This is a genomic window from Flavobacterium azizsancarii, from assembly GCF_027980145.1.
Classification (GTDB): domain Bacteria; phylum Bacteroidota; class Bacteroidia; order Flavobacteriales; family Flavobacteriaceae; genus Flavobacterium; species Flavobacterium azizsancarii.
This window is the reverse complement of sequence record NZ_JAMZNK010000009.1, coordinates 1-25089: the sequence shown is the minus strand read 5'-3', so window position 1 is coordinate 25089 and position 25089 is coordinate 1. Positions and strand designations below refer to the sequence as shown.

27 protein-coding genes are annotated in these 25089 nt (G+C 33.7%); 21 read left to right on the top strand and 6 right to left on the bottom strand.

Annotated elements, in window-relative coordinates:
• The first annotated feature begins 107 nt into the window (after positions 1–107).
• The 14 genes from NJT12_RS07745 (at position 108) to NJT12_RS07680 (ending at position 12412) form a co-directional block, all read left to right on the top strand.
• Positions 108–1274 (top strand): DUF2931 family protein, encoded by a 1167-nt coding sequence (locus tag NJT12_RS07745; RefSeq protein ID WP_271335310.1) that lies wholly within the window; start codon positions 108–110, stop codon positions 1272–1274.
• A 112-nt stretch (positions 1275–1386) separates the two neighbouring features.
• On the top strand, positions 1387–1977 hold the full coding sequence (locus NJT12_RS07740) for a hypothetical protein (RefSeq protein ID WP_271335309.1): 591 nt from the start codon (positions 1387–1389) through the stop codon (positions 1975–1977).
• Between the two features lie 43 nt (positions 1978–2020).
• Positions 2021–2779, top strand: a complete 759-nt coding sequence (locus tag NJT12_RS07735) for a hypothetical protein (protein ID WP_271335308.1) — start codon at positions 2021–2023, stop codon at positions 2777–2779.
• Between the two features lie 162 nt (positions 2780–2941).
• Positions 2942–4228 (top strand): Na+/H+ antiporter, encoded by a 1287-nt coding sequence (locus NJT12_RS07730; protein ID WP_271335307.1) that lies wholly within the window; start codon positions 2942–2944, stop codon positions 4226–4228.
• A 141-nt stretch (positions 4229–4369) separates the two neighbouring features.
• The gene (locus tag NJT12_RS07725; RefSeq protein ID WP_271335306.1) at positions 4370–5032 is read left to right on the top strand and encodes a hypothetical protein; all 663 of its coding nucleotides are present in this window, start codon (positions 4370–4372) and stop codon (positions 5030–5032) included.
• Between the two features lie 33 nt (positions 5033–5065).
• Positions 5066–5533, top strand: a complete 468-nt coding sequence (locus NJT12_RS07720; protein WP_271335305.1) for a hypothetical protein — start codon at positions 5066–5068, stop codon at positions 5531–5533.
• A 153-nt stretch (positions 5534–5686) separates the two neighbouring features.
• Positions 5687–6124 carry an acyl-CoA thioesterase gene (locus NJT12_RS07715; protein ID WP_271335304.1) on the top strand — a complete coding sequence of 146 codons (438 nt, stop codon included), beginning with the start codon at positions 5687–5689 and terminating at the stop codon, positions 6122–6124.
• 87 nt (positions 6125–6211) lie between these two features.
• Entirely contained in the window at positions 6212–7051 is an 840-nt protein-coding gene (locus NJT12_RS07710; protein ID WP_271335303.1) for a mechanosensitive ion channel family protein, read from the top strand.
• A 114-nt stretch (positions 7052–7165) separates the two neighbouring features.
• Complete coding sequence (locus NJT12_RS07705; RefSeq protein WP_271335302.1) at positions 7166–8158, top strand: alpha/beta fold hydrolase; 993 nt, start codon at positions 7166–7168, stop codon at positions 8156–8158.
• A 118-nt stretch (positions 8159–8276) separates the two neighbouring features.
• Positions 8277–8666 (top strand): DUF1398 domain-containing protein, encoded by a 390-nt coding sequence (locus NJT12_RS07700; protein WP_271335301.1) that lies wholly within the window; start codon positions 8277–8279, stop codon positions 8664–8666.
• A 49-nt stretch (positions 8667–8715) separates the two neighbouring features.
• Positions 8716–9540, top strand: coding sequence for a ThuA domain-containing protein (locus tag NJT12_RS07695; protein ID WP_271335300.1), 825 nt, complete (start codon positions 8716–8718; stop codon positions 9538–9540).
• Positions 9541–9551: 11 nt separating this feature from the next.
• Positions 9552–10409 carry a sulfurtransferase gene (locus NJT12_RS07690; protein WP_271335299.1) on the top strand — a complete coding sequence of 286 codons (858 nt, stop codon included), beginning with the start codon at positions 9552–9554 and terminating at the stop codon, positions 10407–10409.
• An 86-nt stretch (positions 10410–10495) separates the two neighbouring features.
• Positions 10496–11788 carry an ATP-binding cassette domain-containing protein gene (locus tag NJT12_RS07685; protein ID WP_271335298.1) on the top strand — a complete coding sequence of 431 codons (1293 nt, stop codon included), beginning with the start codon at positions 10496–10498 and terminating at the stop codon, positions 11786–11788.
• Between the two features lie 9 nt (positions 11789–11797).
• Positions 11798–12412: a hypothetical protein gene (locus NJT12_RS07680; RefSeq protein WP_271335297.1), complete on the top strand. Its 615-nt coding sequence runs from the start codon at positions 11798–11800 to the stop codon at positions 12410–12412.
• A 216-nt stretch (positions 12413–12628) separates the two neighbouring features.
• On the opposite strand, the gene NJT12_RS07675 is transcribed toward NJT12_RS07680, so the two are convergent.
• Both NJT12_RS07675 and NJT12_RS07670 read right to left on the bottom strand, forming a co-directional pair.
• Positions 12629–13666 (bottom strand): RluA family pseudouridine synthase, encoded by a 1038-nt coding sequence (locus NJT12_RS07675; protein ID WP_271335296.1) that lies wholly within the window; start codon positions 13664–13666, stop codon positions 12629–12631.
• On the bottom strand, positions 13656–14279 hold the full coding sequence (locus NJT12_RS07670; protein WP_271335295.1) for a PASTA domain-containing protein: 624 nt from the start codon (positions 14277–14279) through the stop codon (positions 13656–13658). The genes NJT12_RS07675 and NJT12_RS07670 overlap by 11 nt, the downstream gene beginning before the upstream one ends.
• A 462-nt stretch (positions 14280–14741) precedes the next feature.
• On the opposite strand from NJT12_RS07670, the gene NJT12_RS07665 reads away from it, so the two are divergent.
• The 5 genes from NJT12_RS07665 (at position 14742) to NJT12_RS07645 (ending at position 18410) form a co-directional block, all read left to right on the top strand.
• The gene (locus NJT12_RS07665; RefSeq protein WP_271335294.1) at positions 14742–15713 is read left to right on the top strand and encodes a D-alanine--D-alanine ligase; all 972 of its coding nucleotides are present in this window, start codon (positions 14742–14744) and stop codon (positions 15711–15713) included.
• A gap of 143 nt (positions 15714–15856) precedes the next feature.
• The gene (locus tag NJT12_RS07660; RefSeq protein ID WP_271335293.1) at positions 15857–16549 is read left to right on the top strand and encodes a DUF421 domain-containing protein; all 693 of its coding nucleotides are present in this window, start codon (positions 15857–15859) and stop codon (positions 16547–16549) included.
• Between the two features lie 32 nt (positions 16550–16581).
• Positions 16582–17187, top strand: a complete 606-nt coding sequence (locus NJT12_RS07655) for a hypothetical protein (RefSeq protein ID WP_271335292.1) — start codon at positions 16582–16584, stop codon at positions 17185–17187.
• A gap of 42 nt (positions 17188–17229) precedes the next feature.
• The gene (coaD, locus tag NJT12_RS07650) at positions 17230–17688 is read left to right on the top strand and encodes a pantetheine-phosphate adenylyltransferase (protein WP_173972493.1); all 459 of its coding nucleotides are present in this window, start codon (positions 17230–17232) and stop codon (positions 17686–17688) included.
• 143 nt (positions 17689–17831) lie between these two features.
• Positions 17832–18410 carry a PhnA domain-containing protein gene (locus tag NJT12_RS07645; protein WP_271335291.1) on the top strand — a complete coding sequence of 193 codons (579 nt, stop codon included), beginning with the start codon at positions 17832–17834 and terminating at the stop codon, positions 18408–18410.
• 170 nt (positions 18411–18580) lie between these two features.
• Here NJT12_RS07645 and NJT12_RS07640 read toward each other — a convergent pair whose 3' ends face one another.
• The 4 genes from NJT12_RS07640 to NJT12_RS07625 all read right to left on the bottom strand — a co-directional run bounded on the left by NJT12_RS07640 (position 18581) and on the right by NJT12_RS07625 (position 22501).
• On the bottom strand, positions 18581–19027 hold the full coding sequence (locus NJT12_RS07640) for a hypothetical protein (protein WP_271335290.1): 447 nt from the start codon (positions 19025–19027) through the stop codon (positions 18581–18583).
• A 276-nt stretch (positions 19028–19303) separates the two neighbouring features.
• A complete protein-coding gene (locus tag NJT12_RS07635) occupies positions 19304–20653 on the bottom strand; it encodes a DEAD/DEAH box helicase (RefSeq protein WP_271335289.1) in 1350 nt (449 codons plus the stop codon).
• A 491-nt stretch (positions 20654–21144) separates the two neighbouring features.
• On the bottom strand, positions 21145–22026 hold the full coding sequence (locus NJT12_RS07630; protein WP_271335288.1) for a dihydrodipicolinate synthase family protein: 882 nt from the start codon (positions 22024–22026) through the stop codon (positions 21145–21147).
• Positions 22027–22042: 16 nt separating this feature from the next.
• Entirely contained in the window at positions 22043–22501 is a 459-nt protein-coding gene (locus tag NJT12_RS07625) for a cupin domain-containing protein (protein WP_271335287.1), read from the bottom strand.
• 99 nt (positions 22502–22600) lie between these two features.
• Between NJT12_RS07625 and pdxR the strand changes: the two genes are divergently transcribed.
• Entirely contained in the window at positions 22601–24013 is a 1413-nt protein-coding gene (gene pdxR / locus NJT12_RS07620; RefSeq protein WP_271335286.1) for a MocR-like pyridoxine biosynthesis transcription factor PdxR, read from the top strand.
• Positions 24014–24383: 370 nt separating this feature from the next.
• Complete coding sequence (locus NJT12_RS07615; protein ID WP_271335285.1) at positions 24384–24962, top strand: hypothetical protein; 579 nt, start codon at positions 24384–24386, stop codon at positions 24960–24962.
• Positions 24963–25089 lie beyond the last annotated feature (127 nt).

Below are 25089 nucleotides of genomic sequence, written 5' to 3'. Positions count from 1 at the left end.
TCATTGGAATAATAAATATTCTGATTTTTTTATTTTTATTGCAATTCCAGATTGTTCACAACAGCTCATACATATCACAAGAGGTTTTTACTTTTTTTTTAATTCTATTGGCAATTCCTCTGCAATTTTTACTATTACTTGTAGTTTCTTTTATTTTTAAAAGAAATCTATCAGCAATTGTAATTAGTTCTGGATTAATGATTATGGTTTGCATTGTCCTACTTTGGGATACCTCTACTGTAGAAAGGCAAACATATAATGATGAGCAGGTTTTTAATAATACTGAACAATACGATTATCAGCAAGGAATTTCTACGCCCGAAGGTTACCCGATTAAATTACTTCCGGGAAGTCAATTTACTATCGCTGTTCAAGGAGACCGCACTCCGTATACTCTTTTAGAAACCGCTAAAGTTTATTCAGTAAATTGGGGAAATGGAGATACCACCTTCAAATCATCTGACGGTCCGGATATTGTATTACCGGATCGTTTAGAACTTTACTGGTTTTCGTTTTTAGAAAACAAATATTACAAATTAAGTACAAAATTAAACAAAGCTCAAATATCCGAATATTTCAAAAAAGGATTCAAAAGGGATTACAGTGGAAATTTAGATACGATATCAAAAAGTAATTATCGTGAATTAATTGCAGGAATAGCTCCCGGTGGTGATGTAGTATTATGGATTTCAGGTGCTAATAATACTAAAGAATTGGAAGTCTTCAAAGCCGACTTAATCGATACGAAAGAAAATGAAATTCATCATGCCGTAGAAAAGGATGAAATAAAAGAAGTTTTGAAAGATACTTGTACTTGCAAGGACAATGTTCAGTTCAGAAAAATAGTAAATAATGGCAAACCTATCCCAATAGGGATTTGGACTAATAAGTACCGAAAAAAATACAATTGGAAAGTAGAGATCAATCATTTTGGCCAAACAAAATCAAGTCTGGATTTAAGTTTTTTTAACGGGGAACAGTACGAATTATTCAACGAAGAGGTTGTTAAAATGAAATATCAAAAACAAGTTTTACCTGATTATCTGATTTATACCTTCATAAAAAATCATAAAAAATACGAAGCCTATCTAGAGTTTGACGAAGATGAAGTATTCAGCCATTTTGAAAAACTGGATCCAAACAATTCTAATGAGTCTATTGATATTGTATTAAATATAAGTCCAGATTTAAAACAAACGACAATTCAATTACGTTCAAAAAACAGAACGCTTGATTTTGAAAAAATGAAAAGTGTAAAAATCTATGCCGATTAAAGTTCGTTTTAATATTTCCAAAATAAAACCAACGCTAACAAAAACCTTGAACAAAGTGGACTGAATATAAAATTTTCTGACATTAAAAAATCATCAAACAAGAAAAACTAAAATGAAAAAAAAGATCCTGATATTTTTTGTTCTCGCTCAAATTACGATTTACGCACAAACCAAAAATTTAAAAGATAATTTTACTGTCACAATCAGAACCAAAGAAGGTGATCTTAATAATGATGGCTTAATTGATAAGGTACTACTCAAAATGGATACGATAAATGAAACGCAGCCATTGAAACTAGAAATCTATTTTTTGCAAAAAAACGGAAAATATAAATTGAACGTAGCTACAGAAAATTTAATGCAGCCTCAATACCCAAATGGTAAACATCGTGGCGATCAAATTCCTGATGTTATTATTGAAGAGGGGTATTTATATATTGGATCTGAAATTGGTAAAAATCATTTTTGGCATAAATTCAAATTCAATAATGGAAGCTTCGAATTACAAGAGATAACCAATGTAGTTTGGGATGGACAGAATCTGACTACTGAAACCGAATTTAATCTTTTGACAGGAAAAAGGACTGAAATAACAAAAGCATTGGGCTCTGAAAAAATCCTAAAGAAGACAACTAAAAAAATCATAGTAAAACCACTGCCAAAAATCGATAATTTCAGGGCTTTTGACAGTAAACTGAATTAAAACGACCTAAAAGCAACCAAAATTCCTGATTGAAACTTTAGAAATGAAAAAACAAATCACTCTTAACCTATTAATCCTGCTCGCGATTACTGTTCAATCGTGTACTAATAAAAAGAAAACAGACGCTGACAGCACTGCAAAAAATGTCGAAATTACAGATAGTCTGCCTCATCGTGATTATGAAGATGTAAGCGACGAACCAGATCAAAGCACTCCTTACAAACCTGATGCAACTTACCCGAAAAAAGGAAATAAAATTGCAGACTTTCTTCCTAAAACCGGCATTTATGAAGTACAATATGAAACAGAAGGAGATCTGAACAATGACGGTTTCCCTGATATTGCCGTTGTCCTGAAATACAAGGAAAATAATATTTCTAAAAGACCAATGCTAATTCTTTTGCAAAATAAAGACAAATCATATCGCTTAGACAAAGTTTCAAATATAGTCATGCCAATTGAATACAACGAAGCAGATTATAAGATATATGATACCGAGGATATTACTATAGAAAACGGAGGATTAAATATCAATCTCTACAGTATTGGACCGGGTGGTAACATTTTCGGTTCATTTAAGTATTTCGGAAATGATTTTATTCTCAACATGATCGAAGCAGAATATAGAGGCGCCGGTGGTCATACAGGACTTTTTTACAATTTTGAAAAAGGAGATATAACAATAAACGAGACCAACACAATGAAAGAGGATGAGCCTACAGAGTCCAAAACTACTAAGGCAAAAGTCAAACGTTATCTTTTTGAAAAAACTTCGATTACGAATTTTTTTAACGAAGACTAAACAAGTAAGAAATTGTATTGCAGGAATTTTAAACTAAAATAACTACGGCCTTTTTTTACAAATTTAAAACATCATTTTTCATAACTTCGTTTTTTGGCAACTAAACAATTTAGCTATGTCAAACCTATATTAATTACATTCGCATTTTTCTAAATTCTAATAATGGAAAATTACAGTATCATCATCTTTATTCTGGCAATCGTAATAGGCCTTTCTGCTTTTGCTGATAAAGTAAAATTACCTTATCCAATTCTTCTTGTCATTGTTGGGGTAGCCATTGGTTTTATTCCGTCGATGGGAGAAATCGAAATAAATCCGGAAATTATCTTTCTGCTCTTTCTTCCCCCATTATTGTACGACGCCTCTTTTAATATTTCGCCCAAGGATTTCAAAACCAACATTAACACTATTGGAGCTTTAGCCATATCATTGGTTTTTCTAACAACATTAGGTATTGCCATTGTAGCTTATTATATAATTCCCGGAATGACCTGGCCTTTAGCTTTTGTATTGGGGTCTATCCTATCAGCAACAGATGCAGTGGCGGCTATAAGCATCACAAAAGGATTAAACTTATCCCATAAAACCTTAACCATTCTTGAAGGCGAAAGCCTCATAAACGATGCCTCTGCACTTGTTGCTTATCGCTTTGCAGTAGCATCTGTAATGGGATCTGCCTTTATAATATGGAAAGCAACTTTGCAGTTTGTACTATTGCTTGGAGGTGGTTTTCTTGTAGGTTTTGTAATGGCAAAAATCCTCGCTTTTATACTAAGCAGAGTTCATAAAAAAAATGTGGAAGTTACCATTAGCTTCATGCTCTTAATGCCTTTTGTTACCTATTTGATAGCAGAACATTTGCATGTTTCAGGAGTAATTGCGGTAGTTGTTCTAGGATTAACAATTGCCCGTTTCAGTAAAAAGATATTTCCCGAAAGTTTAAAAAACCAATCCCGAAGCCTTTGGGACATCATTATTTTTATATTAAATGGATTAATCTTTATCTTAATCGGACTCAATTTTCGTTATATCCTAAAAGACATTCCTAACGATATGATTTTGCCCTATATAGGTTACGCAGCTATCATAACCCTTGTTGCGTTACTAATTAGAATGGCAAGGATTTTTCTTCAGAAGATTAATCTTCAAAAAGCATTTCAAAATACCAAACGAAAACGAAAAGTTAGCGAACATGCGCTTTTAGACTTTAATAACAGCATCATTATCAGCTGGTCAGGAATGCGTGGCATTGTGTCATTAGCGATTGCTTTGGGATTACCCAAATTACTCGAGGACGGAACCCCTTTTCCCGAACGAACCGTTATTATATTTATCTCTGTCGCCGTTGTTTTGTTAACATTGATTGGTCAGGGACTGACCCTCCCTTTTATTGTTAAAACATTAAATGCCGGAAAAGAAGATGGAAAAGAAGAAGAATCAAAACCCTGAATAGCTGCTTAATCACCCTAACTACCTATAAACAAAAACATTAAAGATTAAAGTATGCAATAAAGAATATCTTTTAACATTTGTAATATTTTTTCTATATTTTTACGCCATAAACCACCAACCAAAAAAAACCAATTTTCAATGAATGACAATTTAAAATATGCAACTAAACTATTCGGCAGCGCAACATTTAGTTTTATCAAAATAAATATTATCGGGCAATTATTTTTGATTTTTATCTCGGTTATTTCCCTGTGTACTATTATTTATCAATCCGGCACGGGAATGGGGCATGCAGACGGCGCTTCTATTTTACTACTATTATTTGCTTTAAGACCAATTGGCTACACCTTGACAGTTGTTTCAATATTTGCAATACCTTTTTTATTGTTTACACTTGGGAATAAATATATCATCTCAAAAACCATTCATCAATTATTATCAGATAAAGGCGAAGTTTTATTATTCCCTATTATTGATAAAGTTCTCGATAAAATCAAATCTAAACAGCCTGATTTATTAAAAAAAGGAACTGATAAAACTAAATTAAAACTCAAGCTTATACAGGAAATCAGGGATTCAAAAGAAAACAAGTGGCTAAAGAAAATCATTATCTACGGTTTTAAAAAAGTGAATCTTGATGATGTTGATTTCAGGGATGAAAATGTAAGCTTTACTGAGATTATTAAAAATAAAATAATAGAAGGTTTAAAAAGTATTTCAAAACCAACCCGAAATTTCTTTTGGATCATTGTAGGTTTACAGTTAACGGTCATGATTTTGGTTATTTTCCAGGTAATATAATTGCAATCAAACTTTCAAAACAAAATCAATACAATGAATCAGGAATTAGAAAGCCGCTTTGACGAATTTGACAAACCCGCCATCATCAGAAGAAAACTTTTGCCATGGTGGATTAAAACTTTTTGCTGGCTTTTTATGATTTTAGCAGTTTGTGCTATTGGTGCTGTCATTACGAATCTCTTTACTCCATATGTACATTTATCTCTTTACGGTTTTTCAAGCAACACCACTTTTTCAGCAACAGGAATATTTATTATTGCGATAATGCTGCTCAAAGGTTTTGCAGCATATTCACTTTGGTTCGAGAAACCTAACGCCATCTCAATTGGTAAAATAGACGCTATTTGTGGAGTTGTCATTTGCATTGGCTCCATGTTTGTTCAGCCTTTTACAACCAATGACGGGCATTTTCCGTTACGACTGGAAATTTTACTGCTTATTCCCTATTATATGCGACTGAACAAAATAGAATATACATGGGATAATTTAGAAAGCTTATAAAAGCAAAATTAAAAAAAGGTAATTGTTAATACTTTCACCTTCTAATATACTGTTTGTGATTTTATTTGTAAATTCGGTTTTATAAAAAAACGATGTTTCCCGAGTAAACAATCTCAGAAAACATTCTCAATATCATTAAAATACAAATATAAAATGGCTTCATTTATTAAAGAATTATCTTTTCGCTGGTCTGATCTTGACCCAAATTTTCACGTTCGTCATAGTGCTTATTATGATTTTGGTGCACAACATCGTATTGAAATTCTTGAAGAACTGGGTTTAACCTTAAAAGTGATGCAAACGCAAAGTTTTGGACCTGTTTTATTTAGAGAAGAATGTGTTTTTAGAAAAGAACTAAAACTTTCTGATAAAATATTCCTTCATACGAAAACATCAAAAATGAAAGCCGATGCTTCGCGCTGGTCAATCGTTCACGAATTTAGAAAAGATGATGACACACTTTGTGCTGTTATTACCGTTGATGGCGCCTGGATGGATACAAAACTTCGAAAACTAGCTTCTCCAACTCCTGAAATTGCTATTCAGGCTTTGAGTATTTTTCCAAAAAGTGACGACTTCGTTGGTTTATAAAATAAAATTCATTTTTCATAACTTTATCAAATCCAAAAAACTATATTTTATATATATGTCTTTTGGATTTTTTAAAATTCAAAACTCATGATCGATTACGCAAAAGACTTCAGAATAATTATCATTATCGCTATAATTGGATTTGTAACAATTATTTTGGGCGCGGTGACAGACAAAGTTCTTCGCTATTTTTTGTATCGTAAATTAACGGACAAAGAATATGATGCGACAGGTTTTAGATTTTTAAAACACTTAATCATAACCGTAATTTATATTTTAGGATTTGCCTTTGCGTTAATACAAATTCCCGAATTTAAAATTATCGGGCATTCCTTTTTAGCCGGAGCCGGAGTTATTTCCTTAGTGGCCGGTTTGGCTTCTCAACAAGCTTTGAGCAATATCGTAAGCGGAATTTTTCTAGTGATTTTTAAACCTTTCCGAATCAACGATAAAATTACGATCAATAATTTTGTGGGCACAGTCGAAGATATTAATTTAAGACAAGTGGTTCTGAAAGATGCTGAAAATAACCGAATCATCATACCCAATTCTGTTATCAGCAATCAGATTATTGTCAACACCAATATGCATGACACCAAATGCTGCAAAATAATCGAAATTGGGATCGGCTATGATTCTAATATCGAAAATGCATTAGCCATCATGCAGGAAGAAATCGCCAGACATCCACTTTTTATAGATACCAGAACGGCAGAGAATAAAAAACAAAAAACACCTTTAGTTGTTGCTCGTGTAGTTGCTCTGGCAGATTCCAGCGTAACATTAAAAGCATGGGCATGGGCAAAAAATTCTACAGATGGGTTCATAATGTATTGCGATTTACTGCAAAGTATCAAAAAACGTTTTGATGAAGCTAATATTGACATTCCTTATCCCCAACAAGTCGTGACCTTAAAAAAACAATAAAAACATAGGGCAACTTCTCCTGTTTTTTTTTTGAGAACTTTAAGATTTTATTCTTTGATTTTAAAATCGTTAGCTTTAATTTTATAATTACTCCAAACGAAATACATTCAGAAAATGAAAAACATAAAACTTATACTGCTTTTACTTCCGTTTTTTTGCTTTTCGCAGCAAGAAAATATAAAGGCGCTTGACATTAATCTAACCAATTATCAATATCCATTTCCCGTACAATTTTTAGAATTAAACAATCAGCGTCAATATCTTAAAATGGCGTATATGGATATCAAACCTGCTAACTACAACAACAGGAATATAGTTTTACTGCATGGCAAAAATTTCAACGGAGCCTATTGGGAATCTACTATAAAGGCATTAACAAAAGAGGGTTTTAGGGTAATTGTTCCTGACCAGATAGGTTTTGGAAAATCATCTAAGCCGGATAATTACCAATATACTTTTCAGCAATTGGCTGAGAATACAAAGAAATTGCTAGATCATTTAGGAATTCAGAAAACAACCGTATTAGGACATTCAATGGGTGGAATGTTAGCAACAAGATTTGCCTTGATGTATCCTGAAACTACTGAAAAATTAGTGCTCGAAAACCCAATTGGTTTAGAAGACTGGAAACTAGTAGTACCTTATAAACCCGTAGATTGGTGGTATGAATCAGAGTTAAAACAAAACTATCAAAACATAAAAAGCTATCAAATGGCGAATTATTATGATGGAAAATGGAACGCTGATTTTCAAAAATGGGCTGAACTCGGCGCTGGCTGGACCACAGCTCCAGATTATGCAAAAGTAGCATGGAACTCAGCCTTGATGTATGATATGATTTTTACGCAGCCTGTTTTATACGAATTTAAAAATATCAAAAGTCCAACACTTTTAATTATCGGAACAAGAGATAAAACAGCCATAGGAAAACCGCTGGTATCTGAAGAAGTTAGAAAAACTATGGGCAATTATCTGGAATTGGGTAAAAAAACACAAAAAACAATTCCCAACTCAAGATTGGTCGAAATTCCCAATACCGGACATTTACCGCATATTGAATCTTTTGATCAATTTATAAAACCATTAATCGTATTTTTGAAACAATAAATTTTTTCGCCACAACCTGACCGAAGGGAACAGACGAAGTAATTACACAAATTATAATTTAGCGTCATTCAAATAAAAATTAGTGGCAAACTCATTAAACAAACTAAAACTAAAATATATGTTTACAATCGAACAAATAAAAGAAGCGCATGCCAAAGTACAATCTGGTTCTGATTTCCCTAATTATATACAAGACCTTATCATTTTGGGCGTAAAAGGTTATGACACTTTTGTCAACAATGGAAATGTTGAATATTATGGCGTAAATAATTACAAAGTTTCAGCAGACGAAAAATATCCTGAAATTCAGGTCGCTCCTTTTGCTAATAAAGAACGTTTTATTGAGTTTCTAGTGATGCATCAGGATGGCCAAACTGATTATTTAACCTTCTGCAACCATGCTGCTCAATCCGGAATTGCAAAATGGCGTGTTGACATCATCGAAATGACCTGTACCTATTATGACAAAGAGGGCAATGAGATATTAATCGAGAAAATTCCCGGTTAAGCAAAAAACTAAGCAAAAACACTTAATATTTTCGATAAAAAAAGAATGTATGTCTCAAAGGATTATTCTGGTTACATTTTTATCCATTTGTTTTTTTGGATTTGCCCAACATAAAAAAGCAAGTTCAAAATTCAAAGTCATTGCTTTTTATACGGCAAAAAATGATCAGGCACACATTAGTTTTGTCCATGAAGCTAATAAGTGGTTTCCAAAAGTTGCCGCAGAAAATCATTTCAAATATGATTCAACTAGTAATTGGAACAATTTAAACGCAAAGTTTTTAGCCAAATATCAGGTCATTTTGTTTTTAGATACAAGACCCGAAACACCAAGCCAGCGAGAAGCTTTTGAGAAATACATGGAAAATGGCGGTGGTTTTATCGGATTTCATTTTTCGGCATTTGCACTAAATGATTCTGATTATCCACAAAACTGGAACTGGTACCACAATACTTTTTTAGGTTCAGGAGAATACGGCAGTAATACCTGGCGGCCAACATCAGCAATTTTGCGAATCGAAAATCAGCATGCTGTAACCAAAAACATTCCTAAAACATTTAAATCCTCGCCAAACGAATGGTACAGATGGAGCAACGATTTAAGAAAAAACCCGGATATAGAAATTCTTGCAGCAATTGACGAAAGCAGTTTTCCGTTAGGAACAGGCCCAAAACCAAACGAAATCTGGCACAGCGGTTATTATCCTGTTGTCTGGACAAATAAAAACTACAAAATGCTCTATGTAAATATGGGACATAATGATATAGATTATGAAAACGGAACTAACAAAACACTTTCATATACTTTTGAAAATAAAGAACAAAGCCAATTAATCTTAAATGGATTACTTTGGTTAGGGAATGCTAAAAAATAATTCAAAAAAAAATGTCAAATATACTTTCTCCAATAATAAATCCTGAAGAATTAATACAATTAAAAAATTCTCGTGAAGTTATTTTAATCGATGCCAGAGCAGGAATAGGTGCCGAAGAAAATTATAAAAACGAACATCTGGAAGGCGCTCGTTTTATTGATCTGAATCGGGATTTAGCCAATGTTGAAACGGATCCTGCAAACGGAGGAAGACATCCTTTACCATCATTAGAAAGATTTTCTGAAGTACTTTCTAAACTAGGAATTTCGCCTTTAAGCCGTGTTATAATTTACGATGACAAAAACGGCTCGAATGCAGCTGCCCGATTTTGGTGGATGCTCAAAGCAATTGGACATGAAAAAGTTCAGGTTTTAAACGGAGGTTTACAAGCAGCCATAAAAACCGGTTTTCCCGTAAGTTCTGAAATTGAAAATTTTGAACCAACAGAAAAATACCTGATTTCAGAATGGAATTTAGCTGTCGCTACTATTGATGAAGTCGAAAAAGCCCGAAATAATGAAGAAAATATTGTAATTGATGTAAGGGATAAAAATCGCTTTGATGGGCTTACAGAACCTCTTGATTTAATCGCGGGACATATTCCAGGAGCAATCAATATTCCGTTTAGCGAAAACTTAGACGAAGATGGATTTTACAAATCGCCCCAAGTTTTAGCAGAAAAATATAATAAAATTATAGGCGATAAAAATCCTGAAAAAGTTATTGTGCATTGTGGTTCAGGTGTCACGGCTTGTCATACTTTATTAGCAATGAATTATGCCGGAATTCCAATTCCAAAACTGTACGTAGGTTCCTGGAGCGAATGGTCTCGTAACGATCGCGAATTAGCGACCAAAAAAATAGATTAAACTGAAAAAACATTTAACGCATAGATAATCTTAAAAACTTATTTGCCACAGATTAAAAAGATCAATTATTTTAATCTGTGAAATCTGTGGCAACAAAACAACAATTAATCTATGTCAACATAAATAATACTTTAAAAATGCAGCATTGGGATATACTTTTATCGAATCAGGTAAATAAAAAAGCTTTTATAGCAACATTACTTTCCGGCGAAGCCAAAGGAGAATTAGCCATTTTTAACAACAAAAAAGGGATTCTGTTTTCAGACATTGCCATAGAAAAATTCATCGAAAAAGAATATCAATACGATACTGTAGAAGCTTCTCCGGAATCTCACAGACAATTGAGAACTTTTTCATCCGGCGAACGTAAAAAAGAATTTTTGAAATACTGCATCAATCAAAAACCAGATTTTATCATTTTCGACAATCCGTTCGATCATTTAGATCAGGCTTCGCGCGTCGTTTTAGCAGAATCCTTAAAAGATCTGACAAAAGATATTGCGATTATTCAATTAGTCAATCGTGTGGTCGACGTACTATATTTTGTTCCTAACAAAGCGCAGATCAAAGACAATACCTTTGAATTGCATCCTATCTCAAAAACCGAAAACCACTTTAAAACCTTAAATACATCAGCAATTCCTAAAGCGATCGAACCACATTCCTTTCACGAAAGTGTATTAATCAAAATGGAAAATGTTTCTGTGAGCTATGATGACCGCAAAATTGTCGACAATATTTCATGGACCATAAAACAAGGTGAATTCTGGCAGTTAATTGGTCCTAACGGTTCCGGAAAAAGCACTATTTTATCTTTGATAACCGGAGACAATCCAAAAGGTTTTGGACAGGATTTACATTTATTCGGAAGAAAAAAAGGAACTGGTGAAAGTGTTTGGGACATCAAAAAACAAATCGGGATCTTCACAACTTCCATGACGGATCTCTTTCAAAAAGGACATACTTTAGAAGAAATGATTCTATCCGGCTTTTTCGATTCCATAGGATTGTATATTGAACCAACGACTTTGCAAAAACAAACCGTTACACAATGGCTTGAAGTAATTGAAATGACCGGTTTAAGAAAAAAACGCTTTATTGATCTTTCTATTGGTCAGCAAAGAGTTGCTTTGATTGTTCGTGCCGTTCTAAAACATCCTCCATTATTAATCTTAGACGAACCTGTAGAAGGTCTGGACGACGAAAATGTCGATTTGGTCATACAGCTTATCAATACCATAAAACAAGAAACAAACGTTAGTATTTTATACGTGTCACATCGTATCGAAACCGGTCTTGCTCCTACTTCGGTTTTTGAGCTTTTACCAAATGAAGCAGGATCAATCGGAAAAATAAAATACCATTCCGAGTTAAATTAAAAAATGAAAATGAAAATCAAATATATCTTATTATTAGTAGTACTGCTAATAATCACTTCTTGTGGTGGTACAATTTCAACGGCAAAAACGGCATACAAAATCACTGAAACAACCCCATTAAAATCCAATTGGGATTTTAATCCAAAAGAATGGTTTCTGGAAAAAGATACTTTAACCGGAACTGGAGGACCAATGCATTGGGGCGTAATAGAATCGAAAAAGAAACTCCCTAAAAATTACCAAATCGATCTGAAGGTAAACATAACCAAAGAATCTCTCTTTGAGATCATGCTAAACGTAGATAAAGAGCAATATATTAGAACTTATTTGTATCGAATCGATCAAAATATCGTTATTGGCAGAGGTGTTTACAAAAAAGGAAGCGACGAATACGAAAAACGCGGAGGTCCAACTTTGTTTAAAAAAACAATGAAACTAGAGAACAATAAATGGTATGATGTAAAAATAAGGGTTTCAAACAATCAACTGTATTTTTCAGTCGATAACGAAACGTTCTTAGAATGTTCCTTAGAAAAAAATAATCTCAGCCAGCAAGGTAAACTAGGTTTCTTAACCAACGGCGAAGCAAAAATTACAGACTTAACGATTAGAAATATTGAATAGTTTTTTTACCAATAAGATATTAAGAAAATTTAAGATAAAATCTTTACTAACGTAATTTCTGAATAGTGAAACAAAATAAGTTCAGAGCTTAATAAACTTAATCTCTTAATGGTAAAAAAATGAAGTGCTACATGGTAAAACCAAAAAAGCTCCAAAAATTTTGGAGCTTTTTTTATACGAGAAAATCTTTTCTCTATTTTTTTTTATTCTAAATATCTATTCTTCTTCTATATTATGCGTCTTACCGTAATTACGCCATTTCTCAATGCAATCCTGAAAATCCTGAGGTAATTCAGTATCAAAGCGCATCATTTCGCCAGTTGTTGGATGCACAAAACCAAGAGTTTTAGCATGCAAAGCCTGACGTGGCAAAGCTTTAAAACAATTCTCTATAAACTGTTTGTATTTTGTAAACGTAGTTCCCTTCAAAATCAAATGACCACCATAACGTTCATCATTAAATAACGGATGACCAATATGTTTCAAATGCGCACGAATCTGGTGCGTTCTTCCTGTTTCTAACCTGCAGGAAATCAAAGTTACATAACCAAAACGTTCCAAGACCTTATAATGTGTAATCGCAGGTTTTCCTATTTCAGGATCCGCAAAAACCGCCATTTGCATACGGTCTTTTAAGTGTCTCGCAAGATTTCCTTCGATCGTTCCCTCCTCTTCGGTAACATTACCCCAAACCAGGGCAATATATTCACGTTCAGAAGTTTTTGCTTCAAATTGTTTTGCCAGGTGCGTCATTGCCGCTTCTGTTTTGGCAACCACCAGAAGTCCGGACGTATCCTTATCTATTCGGTGTACCAAACCTGGGCGTTCGCTGCTGTTCATTGGCAAATTCTCAAAATGATGTGCCAAAGCATTCACCAAAGTCCCGGTATAATTTCCGTGACCCGGATGCACTACCATTCCCGGCTCTTTGTTGATTAGCAACAAAGCGTCGTCTTCATACACAATATTTATCGGAAGATCTTCCGGAAGAATATGGTTTTCAAACGGCGGATGTGTCAACATTACCGTAATAAGATCAAGTGGTTTTACTTTGTAATTTGATTTTACAGGAATTTCATTTACAAAAACACTTCCTTCACTTGCAGCATTCTGAATTTTGTTCCGTGTTGCATTCGGAATCATATTCATCAAATATTTGTCAATACGCAAAAGCGCCTGACCTTTAGGCACATCAAACCTGAAATGTTCGAATAATTCGTCTTCCAGATCTAAATTTTCAATATTATTGTTCATCTTTTGGGGTTTCAGTAGTTGGCGCAGCTGTACTATCTGCGGCCTGACTCTCATCTACATAACTAGCTTTTCCGTCTCCTAAAACCAAGTCGATTTTAGACGCTTTCAGCACACGGTCTCCTACTTTTAAGTTTCTACCTTTATAGCGCATCTCCAGAACCATATCTTTTCCAAGGTTCGGAATATACGTTATCGTTCCTTCCTGAAGCCCTAAAGCTTTCAAAGTTGGAACTGCTTCACGATATGTTTTCTCAATTAAATCAGGAATTTTAACAGACGAAAATCCTGATGCATTAATTTTAATATATATTTTTCTTCCCACTTTTACCATTGTTCCGGGCAAAGGATCTTGCTCAACAACACTGTATTTTGGGTATTCACTTCGGTAATCAACACTATCCAAAAGCACATAATCCAAGTCTAAATCGTTCAGTTTTGCCTCTACTTGCTCCTCAGTCAGTTTAGACAAATTAGGAACGGCAATCTCATGTCCGTGATCAGTTGTAAAAGTCAACCAATGCATAAACAAATAACCTAAAACGGCAATAATCGCAATCGCAATCAATACTTGCACAAAAAACACTCGGCTCGTTAAATACTTACGTAAAGTCATAAATTTATTTTTATTAGGGGCAAAGATAAAGCTATTTTGTTTCAAAAAAAATGATAATTTTGTTTTAAACAAGAAAGTGTTCTGATTGTCATCCCCAGCGAAGTCGAAGGATAATTCTAAGGAGCTGTTTCCTGCTGTGCACCGTATCTTTTCCAGGCTAAAGAAGCCAGAAAAAGGATGCCGCTTCCATCAGGGCTAGGGCTTTAGGTTTCAAGATGATTGTTTTCTTTTTTTGTCATTTCGACAAAGAAAAAATCACATCCAGAGAGCAACGCACTGTATGGATGCAGTAAATGTTAGTTACTAGTGTGATTTCTCCTGCTTTGAAATGACAAGCAGATCGATTTAAACAGTTTTTCAAAAATTTAATTCGTGAAATTCATGGCGAAAAACCTGAAACCTGAAACAACATTCTTGAACCTGGAACAAATAAAACCTGAAACAAAATATAAACAATATAAAATGAAAAACATAGCCATCATCATGGGCGGATATTCAAGTGAATACAAAATTTCACTTATTAGCGGAAACGTTGTTCACCAATACCTTGACAAAACAAAATACAACGGATTCCGCATTCATATTTTCAAAGAAAAATGGGTGTATGTAGACGAAAACAACGCCGAGTATGCGATCGACAAAAACGATTTCTCAGTAACAGTAAACAATGAGAAAATCACTTTCGATTGTGTTTTCAATGCCATTCACGGAACACCAGGCGAAGATGGTTTGATGCAGGCTTACTTCGAATTACTAGGAATAAAACAATCGTCTTGCGATTATTATCAGGCAGCCCTTACCTTCAACAAACGTGATTTATTATCGGTTTTAAAACCATATGGAATCAAAACGGCGATTTCTTATTACTTAAACAAAGGTGATAGTATCAATACAAAAGAAATTGTTGCAAAAGTAGGTTTGCCATGTTTTGTAAAACCAAATAAAGCTGGTTCTAGTTTTGGAATCTCAAAAGTAAAATCAGAAGCTGAATTGCCAATTGCTATAGAAATAGCGTATAAAGAAGATAACGAAATCATCATCGAAAGCTTCCTTGACGGAACTGAAGTTTCTGTTGGAGTAATCAATTATCAAGGCGAAATTAAAGTATTGCCCATCACAGAAATAGTTTCTGATAATGATTTCTTTGATTACGAAGCAAAATACGAAGGAAAATCACAGGAAATTACACCGGCAAGAATCTCAGAGGAATTAACGCAAAAAGTAAGCGAAGTAGCAAAACGCGCTTACGAAGTCTTAAAAATGAAAGGTTTCTCAAGAAGCGAATTCATCATCGTAGACAACGAACCATATATGCTGGAAATGAATACAATTCCAGGTTTAACAACAGAAAGTCTGATTCCGCAACAAGCACAAGCTGCCGGAATATCGTTGGAAGATTTGTTTACCAATGCGATTGAGCTGGCACTTGCTTAAAAAAGCTACTAAGGTTCTGAGATGCTAAGTTACTAAGATCTCAGAACCTTTTTTTTAACCACAAAGTTTTGTCAGACTGAGCGAAGTCGAAGTCTCGCAAACTGATTTAGCCCAAAGAAAAAAAACGTAGAAACTCAAAAAAAATGAAAGAAATATTTGAATGGAATAGAGTATTTTACAACGATCTTCCCACGAATTTCGCACTCGAAGTTGTATTTCGTTCGACTGTTATGTTCATCATTTTATTGTTGACATTAAAATTGGCCGGAAAACGAGGTGTAAAACAACTCTCTATTTTCGAAACCGTAATCATTATTGCACTGGGTTCTGCCGCAGGAGACCCTATGTTTTATGAAGATGTGGGTATTGTTCCCGCTGCAATAGTTTTTATCGTCATTATTATCCTGTATCGTTCTGTAACCTGGCTTACCGGAAAAAGCAAAAAATTCGAAGAATTTATAGAAGGTAAAACCGAGTGTCTGATCAATAATGGTAAATTCTCTATTGCTACTTTCAAAAAAGAAAGTCTTGCACAAGACGAATTTTTCTCTGAGCTTCGCATTAAATCGATTGAACATCTCGGACAAGTAAAACATGCTTTTATAGAAACTAGTGGAGAAATAAGCGTATTTTTTTATGAAGATAAAGATGTACAATACGGATTACCAATTCTACCTGCTGCATTCAATAAAAAAAGCACAATAATACCAACCGAAGCCATTTACGCCTGTACTTTTTGCGGACATATAGAAAAACAAAAAACAGCTGCTGCAAAATGCGAAATCTGTACAAAAGAAGAATGGGTTCCGGCGCTAAAAACGCTAAGAATAACGTAATATTAAAGAATAGAAACCTCAAATAAAAAAACATGATATTTCTTGTTGGTACTCGAGAATCTAATATTAAAAATGGTCTGATTTTAAATGAAAAATGTCTTAAATGTAATACACAAGATACATTACATTTTAGTATTTATAAAAGATACACCCATGTCACTTTGATTCCATTATTTCCTGTTGGAAAATGTGTTTACATAAAATGCAATCATTGTGGCGAAAACTTTGATTATGAAGATTTATCTGAAAGTGCTAAATTACAACTAAGAAATGAAAAATTAGATTATTCAATTTGGATGTTTTCCGGTTCGATTATAATAACGTTATTTCTTATTTTTACAATTCATAATTATTTTGAAAAGAAAGATGAAGCAGGGATTCTAATTAAAAACCCAACAAAAGGAGATGTATATAATCTAAAAGTAAAAAATGGGTATTATTCCAACATGAGAATTGATAAAGTGACAAGAGATAGTATCTATGCTACTTTAAATGATTTTAATGCCTATATGCCAAACGAAATTGATGATTTAAATAAACCTGAAAACTATTCAAATAGAAAAGTTTATTACTCAAGAAATGATCTAATAAAACTTTATCAGGAAAATGAAATATTGAAAATTACGAGAAAGAAATAATAACAGGTTTTTAGTAACGCAGAACCTTAGAAACTAAAAAAAATGCGAAAAGCCATATTCCCCGGATCATTTGATCCAATCACACTTGGTCATGAAGACATTATCAAAAGAGGAATTCCTTTATTTGATGAAATCGTAATCGCTATTGGTGTCAATGCCGAAAAAAAGTATATGTTTTCACTCGAAGAAAGAAAACGTTTTATAGAAGAAACTTTCAAAGACGAACCAAAAATTTCGGTTATTACTTATGAAGGTCTAACCATAGATCTGGCAAAAAAACAAAAAGCCCATTTTATTTTGAGAGGTTTGCGAAATCCAGCCGATTTCGAATTCGAAAAAGCCATTGCCCACACCAATAGAAAACTCTCTAAAATTGAAACCGTATTTCTATTAACAGCGGCAAGTACTTCATTTATTAGTTCTAGCATTGTTCGTGATGTATTGCGTCATGGAGGTGAATATGAAATGCTGGTTCCGGATGCGGTTAGGGTAAAGAAATAATCAAAAAATATTTCACTATAAAATAAAAATCAGCATCAACCAGTTTAACCCGCCAAATCCGTGGGTAAAACCATAACAAATCATAAACTTGCAAGCGAAGCAAATTATAAGTAATTTCGCATTTTTAAATAAAACACCAAATAATGAGCATCGAAAGAGAATTGAACAAACGCAGCGGATCAAAATGTGAACTTTGTGGAGCCGAAGAAAACCTAAAAGTATATGAAGTATTGCCAACTAAAAAAGGCGGTCTTGATGAAAGCATTTTTGCTTGTGGTACTTGTATTGACCAGATTGAAAACCCGGACAATGTTGATTTAAATCACTGGAGATCCCTAAACGACAGTATGTGGAACGAGAACGTTGCCGTACAAGTTGTAGCCTGGAGAATGTTAAGCCGTTTGCGTGCAGCAGGATGGCCTCAGGAGTTACTTGACATGATGTATTTAGACGAAGATACTCTTGCATGGGCACAAGCAACCGGAGAAGGAGAAGATGACGAAAACAAAATCATTCACCGTGATAGTAATGGTGTAATTTTAGAACACGGAGATTCTGTAGTTTTAATCAAAGATCTAAAAGTAAAAGGATCCAGTATGGTTGCCAAACAAGGAACTGCCGTAAGAAATATCCGTTTAGACCACGAAAATGCTGAATACATTGAAGGAAAAGTAGATGGACAACAAATCGTAATTATCACCCAATACGTGAAGAAGATATAATTTTTTTTCTGAGGTTCTAAGTTGCTAAGATTCTAAGTCTCTAAGTTTTTTAAACCTTAATAAAGTTTTAGAACCAGCAAACTGAAACTTAAAAAAACCTGAAACAATACAAAACAAAAAAAGGGCCATTCATTTGAATAGCCCTTTTTTTGTTTTGTATTAGGAGTAATTTATTTTTGGAACAATTTGTTAATCTGATCTTTTAATAACGGCTCAGAAACATTACTAGTAACAGATGAAGCATCTTTACTGGAAACCATAAACTGAACTGTAGCTTTCTCAGGAATAACACTTCCTGTGTAGTGCAGCCAAATATAGTTGTTAGGTAATTCTAACTTAATATCATACAAAGGGTTCGCTGTAAAACCATTTACAATAATACTGTAAAGACTATTGTAATCATTATTTACATTTTTAAATGTAAACTTTCTCAAGCTTGATGATTCATCATCATTCTGGATACTTGTATAATAAACAGTATATTCATCTCCAATTTTTTGAATATAATTGTTATTTACTTTTCCTAATCTCTCAACTGGTACAGTTTCAATAACTTTAATTTGTGCAAAAGAGACAAAACTAAACATCAAAATGGCAATCGTAATAATTCTTTTCATAATTAATTTGGGGTTTATTATTTACGGGCGCAAGAAACGCAGAAAATATGATAAATTAAAACCTTAACCGTTAATTTATTAACAATCAGTCAAGAATGGTGTTCAAAATTTAATCAAACCTACCAAAACATCTAATTAAAATATTGAATTTCAATAAATTAACAGAAACATTACTACTAAAAATCACTAAAAAAATAAACCTGATTTTGTTCTTTTTAGAAACTTTCAAACACAATTTAAAAAAGAATTTTACTACACTATTTCTTCAGAGAAAATCTAGTTCTCCTCTTCTTTTTTAACCACTTTTCGGGCAACTTCAATTTTAAATTTCTTGCCTTTCATTTTCTCGTCCTTAATATTATGCAGCAAGTCTTTTACTTTATTGAATTTTACGGCAGCAAACGAAATAAAATCTTTCACCTCGATCAAGCCTAAATCACCTTTCTCCAATTTCCCTTTTTGAGAAAAGAAACCAACAATATCAATTTTATTTAGTTTTGTTTTCTTTCCTCCACTAATATATATAGTTTGATATTCCGGAGGTTTTGGCAAAGTGGTTGTGTTTTCAACCTTCAGAACTTCCATTTTGTAGTCAATATAATCCAATTGTTTTTCACTTTCGTGAACAAGGATATAAGCCGTTCCGGAAGCCTGCATACGTGCTGTACGACCGTTACGATGTGTAAATTCGTCTTCTTTAAGAGGTAAATGATAATGAATTACGTGTTTCATTTCAGGAATATCCAATCCACGGGCAGCCAGATCAGTTGTGATTAAATAACTCACACTTCCGTTTCTAAACTGAATCAAAGCACGCTCGCGCTCGTCCTGATCCATTCCTCCATGATAATAGGTAGAGTAAATTCCTTTTTCGTTTAGTGTGTCACTAATACGTTCAGCAGCATCACGATGATTACAAAAAATAATAGCCGACTGTGATTTCAAAGAACAAATCAAATTGAATAAACTTCCTAATTTATCTTTGGCAGGCGAAACAATCATCTTCATAGAAAGATTCGTTTTCTCCTCTTGTTCCGGAATAAAATCCAAAACCGTTGGATTTACTACTCTTGTATATCTTGGAATCTCAATATCTGAAGTTGCCGAAACTAAAACACGTTTATTTAATTTCGTCAGTTTACCAATGATATAAGACATTTGCTCGTGGAAACCCAGTTGCAATGATTTATCAAATTCATCTAAAATTAAAGTCTGAATTTTATCTGTTCTAAAAGTATCTCTGTCAATATGGTCTGCAATTCTTCCCGGAGTTCCAATTAAAACAGCTGGTGGATTGCTTAAATTCTTGATTTCAGTATCGATCGAGTGACCTCCGTAGCAAATATTTACCTTATATGGAGTCCCCATTTTTTTCCAAACCTGCTCGATTTGCAAACCTAATTCACGTGAAGGCACTAAAATTAAACATTGAACCGAAAGAATTTCAGGTTGTAATAATTCTAAAACGGGTAACAAAAAAGCCAGTGTTTTCCCTGATCCTGTTGGAGAAAGCAGTAAAACATTATTATCGTTTAAAATAGCATCTTGTGCTACTTCCTGCATTTCGTTTAGGCTCTCAATTCCTAAGTTCGAAAGTATATTGTTCGAATGGTGATTTTTATTCATTTTGCAAAAGTAATCAAAAAAAGTTGTTTCAAGTTTTATGTTTCAAGTTGAAATGAGAATAGAGCAACTTTGACATTTTGCATAATGAAAAATTTAAACCACAGAGGGCGCAAAGTTTTTTTTAAAATAAGTTTTTTTTTAATCGTAAAGTTCGCAAAGCTGCCTGTTTTATAAACTTAGCGCTTTGCGAAATCTTTACGGCTAAAAAACTTCTTTCAAAATCAATTTAAAATAACACAATCCCGATAGCTCAATGTAGTTAAGTTAAGCTTTTTGACTAGCCTCCAGCTTTAGCTGGAGGTGTTTAATACCCACATGAGGGGCTTTAGCCAAATCGCATATTTTTGGCTAAAGCGACTCAGACTGGTTTTACATAATCTCCAGCTAAAGCTGGAGGCTATTCAAAACTACACTTTGAGATAAAAAATATAATCAAAGAAGCTTAACTTAACGACATTGCCCGATTGCTATCGGGATTGCGGTTAAGAAACTTATTCCAGCTCTGCTAAAATCAACTTAAATTCAGCTACTTCACTTTCTGTTAATGGTTTCAAAGGGCTTCTTAGAAAACCTCCTTCAATTCCCTGAAGTTCTAAACCTGCCTTGATAGCTCTTGGCAAGCCTTTATTGACAATGAATTTTAAAAGGTTGAGTTGTTTGTAAAACACCTTCTGAGCCTCCTGTAAATCATTTTTATCAATAGCATTGTATAAATCCAGGTTCAGTTTCGGGATTAAATTAGGTGCGGCAGTACACCACCCATTTGCTCCCGCAGCAAATGCAGCCAGAGCCAAAGGGTTTGAACCGTTGTAAAAACCGGCATCCTCACCCAGTTTTCTTCGCAAATAATGCATTCTCTGCACATCACCTGTACTTTCTTTAATCATCGTTACATTTGGGATTTCAAGAAGTCGTTTCAGCAAAGCAGGCGACATATCAACCCCACCGGTCGCGGGATTATTATAGGCCATTATTGGAATCGAAATTTGTTTTGCAACGGCATCATAATGCTGTACAATTTCATCATCGGTAAGTTTCCAGTAGCTCATCGGAATAATCATCACTGCATTTGCTCCTGCTTTCTCAGCAAATTTTGCGTGATAAACAGTTCTTTCAGTTGTTAAATTTGATACACCAACCAAAACAGGAACCCTGCCTTTTACCTGATCTATTGTCGCCTCCGTAATTGCTTCTTTTTCTTGATCTGTCAGATAAGGCATTACACCAGTGCTTCCTAACGGAGCAACAGCATGAGAACCAGCAACAATTAGTCGTTCTAATAGTTTTTTATACAATACAATATCTACTTGTTCATCCTTGTCAAAAGGAGTAATCGGATAGGCAATAATACCTTTAAACGGGTTGTTTTTCATTTACTTTTATATTTTATTAAAGATCTCTTCCCTCTTCTTCTCTTAAGGCAACTCCTAAATTCTGAAGCTGTGGTGCATTTTCGCAGGCAATATATTTGGCTGGTTTATCACTGCTTAAATTCTGATGTCTGTGCCACGCCCAGCTCGGGATATAAACCGCGTCTCCCGCCTTCCACTCTACTTTTACATCTTCAACTTCTGTATAACCATGTCCTTCAATCACATAAATAACCGTTTCGTAAGTATGACGATGTTTATTTGTCAATTGATCCGGCAATAAACCGCCAATTGTCATACTTACATTTTTACTGGGAAGATCAACAAAGAATACCGGATGTTTACGTTCTGTAGAAAACTGACTGTGTACTCCTGCCTGTTCTACATTTTTGTGAATCAATTTTTCCGGCATCACAAAAACAGGTCTGGCAAATGTTTGGTGAAAGTCTTTTGATGAAAATTGCTTTTTAGTTTCCATAATTTTATACTATTTATTTTTTTGCATTATTGCTTTTCAAAATTATCTTAACTTTGGACTATTAAAATAACACAGTTTCAACATAAACAGCTAGTCCAGATGCTAAGACCTTGGAAATTAGAAATTCAGTTCAATACCAATACTGACAAAGCAATATACCTGCAAATCGCCGATGCTATTATTGAAGCAATTAAAACAGGTATGCTTAAAAGCGGAAATGCTTTACCAGGAAGCAGGCAACTTGCCGGGCTATTGAAAGTAAACCGAAATACTGTAATCGAAGCTTTAGACGTTCTTATAGCCGAAGGCTGGCTCATAACAATAGAAAGAAAGGGAACTTTTGTCGCTGATATTCTCCCTCTATCTAAAGAAAACACAGCTCAACAACAAAAAACTAATTTTATAAACGAAGAAATAAAACCGCTTATCGTTTTTGATGACGGAATTCCCGATAGCCGAATCGCACCAATGAATGAATTGGCAAGAGCCTACAGACAGATTTTTAATCGAAAATCGCGTTGGCAAATTATGGGGTACAGTACTGAATTTGGAAATTTGGAATTCAGGAAAGCCATTGTTCAAATGCTCAATTTTAAAAGAGGAATGAACATTACGCCAGATGAAATTTGCATTACCCGCGGAAGTCAAATGGCAATGTATTTAACCGCTAATTGTTTACTAACCCAAGGCGATTTTGTAATGGTAGAAAATCCCGGCTATAAACCTGCCTGGGAAACCTTTGAAAATGCCGGAGCACAATTACTTCCTGTAAATATTGATAAAGAAGGTTTACTAATCGAAGAAGTCGAGGAACATTTGAAGAAACACAACAATATAAAGGCAATTTACGTAACGCCGCACCATCAATATCCAACAACGGTAACTTTGAGTTTAAAAAGAAGATTGAAACTTATCGAATTATCCAACCAATACAACTTTACGATTATTGAAGATGATTACGACAATGAATTCCATTTTGGGCAGCGTCCTGTTTTACCTATTTCCAGTTACAGCAATGCAAAAAATGTCATTTATATAGGTACATTGAGCAAAATTGTAGCGCCCGCTTTACGAATTGGTTATTTGGTAAGTAGTTCCGAAAACATTCTAAAAGTAGGCAAACATCGAAAAATGATCGACGTACAAGGCGATAATATTATGGAAGAAGCTGTCTTGCAACTTATCAATGAAGGCGAAATAAAAAGACACCTTAAAAGAACAACACTTATCTACAAAACAAAAAGAGATGCTTTTGAAATAATCTGCAACAAACACCTCAAAAATAAAGTCACATTTATAAAACCTGAAGGAGGTTTGGCTTTTTGGGTAGTACCAAATTCAGACGTAAATATCTTAGAAATTTCAGACAAGCTACTCTTAAAGGGTATAAAAATAATAACGCCGGAAAAATTTAGTTTTGGTAAACCAATTTCAGGATTCAGACTTGGCTACGCTTCACTTACTGAGAAACAACTCGAAGAAGGAATAATCGAGCTCGCGAAATATTTATAACATGTCTCAGGTTTTTGTTTGTTTCAGGTTTCAGCTTGAAATGCGGTTAAACTTTATGCTGATATTTTACCGCAAAGAGCGCTAAGTTTTTTTATTTTGGAATGCTTTGCGCAGATTTTAAGATCACAAAGCTGTGCGTGAAGACCTTGAAGATTGCAAAGGCTTACATAGAGACCTTTGTGAAAGTTTTGAACTTTGACAAAGGTGAATCGTTATCGATATTTACCCAATTGCTGTGCAAAATTTTGACCTTTACTCAAGATTAATTTATATCACTTTATGGTTTTCCATAAAATTAACCTGTTGTATGTTTTTAAATTTGAAAATTAAAACAATTTAATTTTAATTTATGATTAATTATTACTCTCAAATGAAGAAAATCACATTACTATTAGGAATCTTTTTAATAGCTTCTTGTTCAAAAAGTAAAGAAGAAAAAATGCTATATGAATATCAAAAAGCAAAAGCAACAAGTATTAATTTCAATATTAATGATTTAGATTTTAACATCAAATCATTAGATAAATTAAATGACGTAAAAGCAAAAGACAGTATGGCTTTTTTCAAAAACAAGCTTATTGAATATTATAAAACTACAGATAAAGAAAAGGAAACGGTAAGTTTTGAATATGTAATAAATCAATTGGATACTCTTATAAACTCATATCAAAAATTGATATTATTGAGAGCGAAAGGAGGAAGATCTTATTTGAATTATGAAGATAAAGAAAATAGAAATAAGTTCATAAAAGAAAAAGTATATGTTGAAAGCTGGAAAGAACAATATGATAAATATAGCAAAAATCCGGAAGTAATATTATCTTCAAAATATAAAGCAAATTATACAATTTTAAACCCAGTCATGAATAATGCAAAACAAACTTTTGAAAAGTTTTTCTTTACTAATTCAAGTCAGACTAAATTTGTGGAAGAAGAAAATATTAAATAAAATCCACCGCTAGCGCGAGCGCAATGTCATTAAGTTAAGAAAATTTCATATCGCATCTTTTTGATTTTTAAGCACTAAAGGTCTTACTCTAGTTCTGTATTTACCTGCTTCCCGTTTATTATTACGA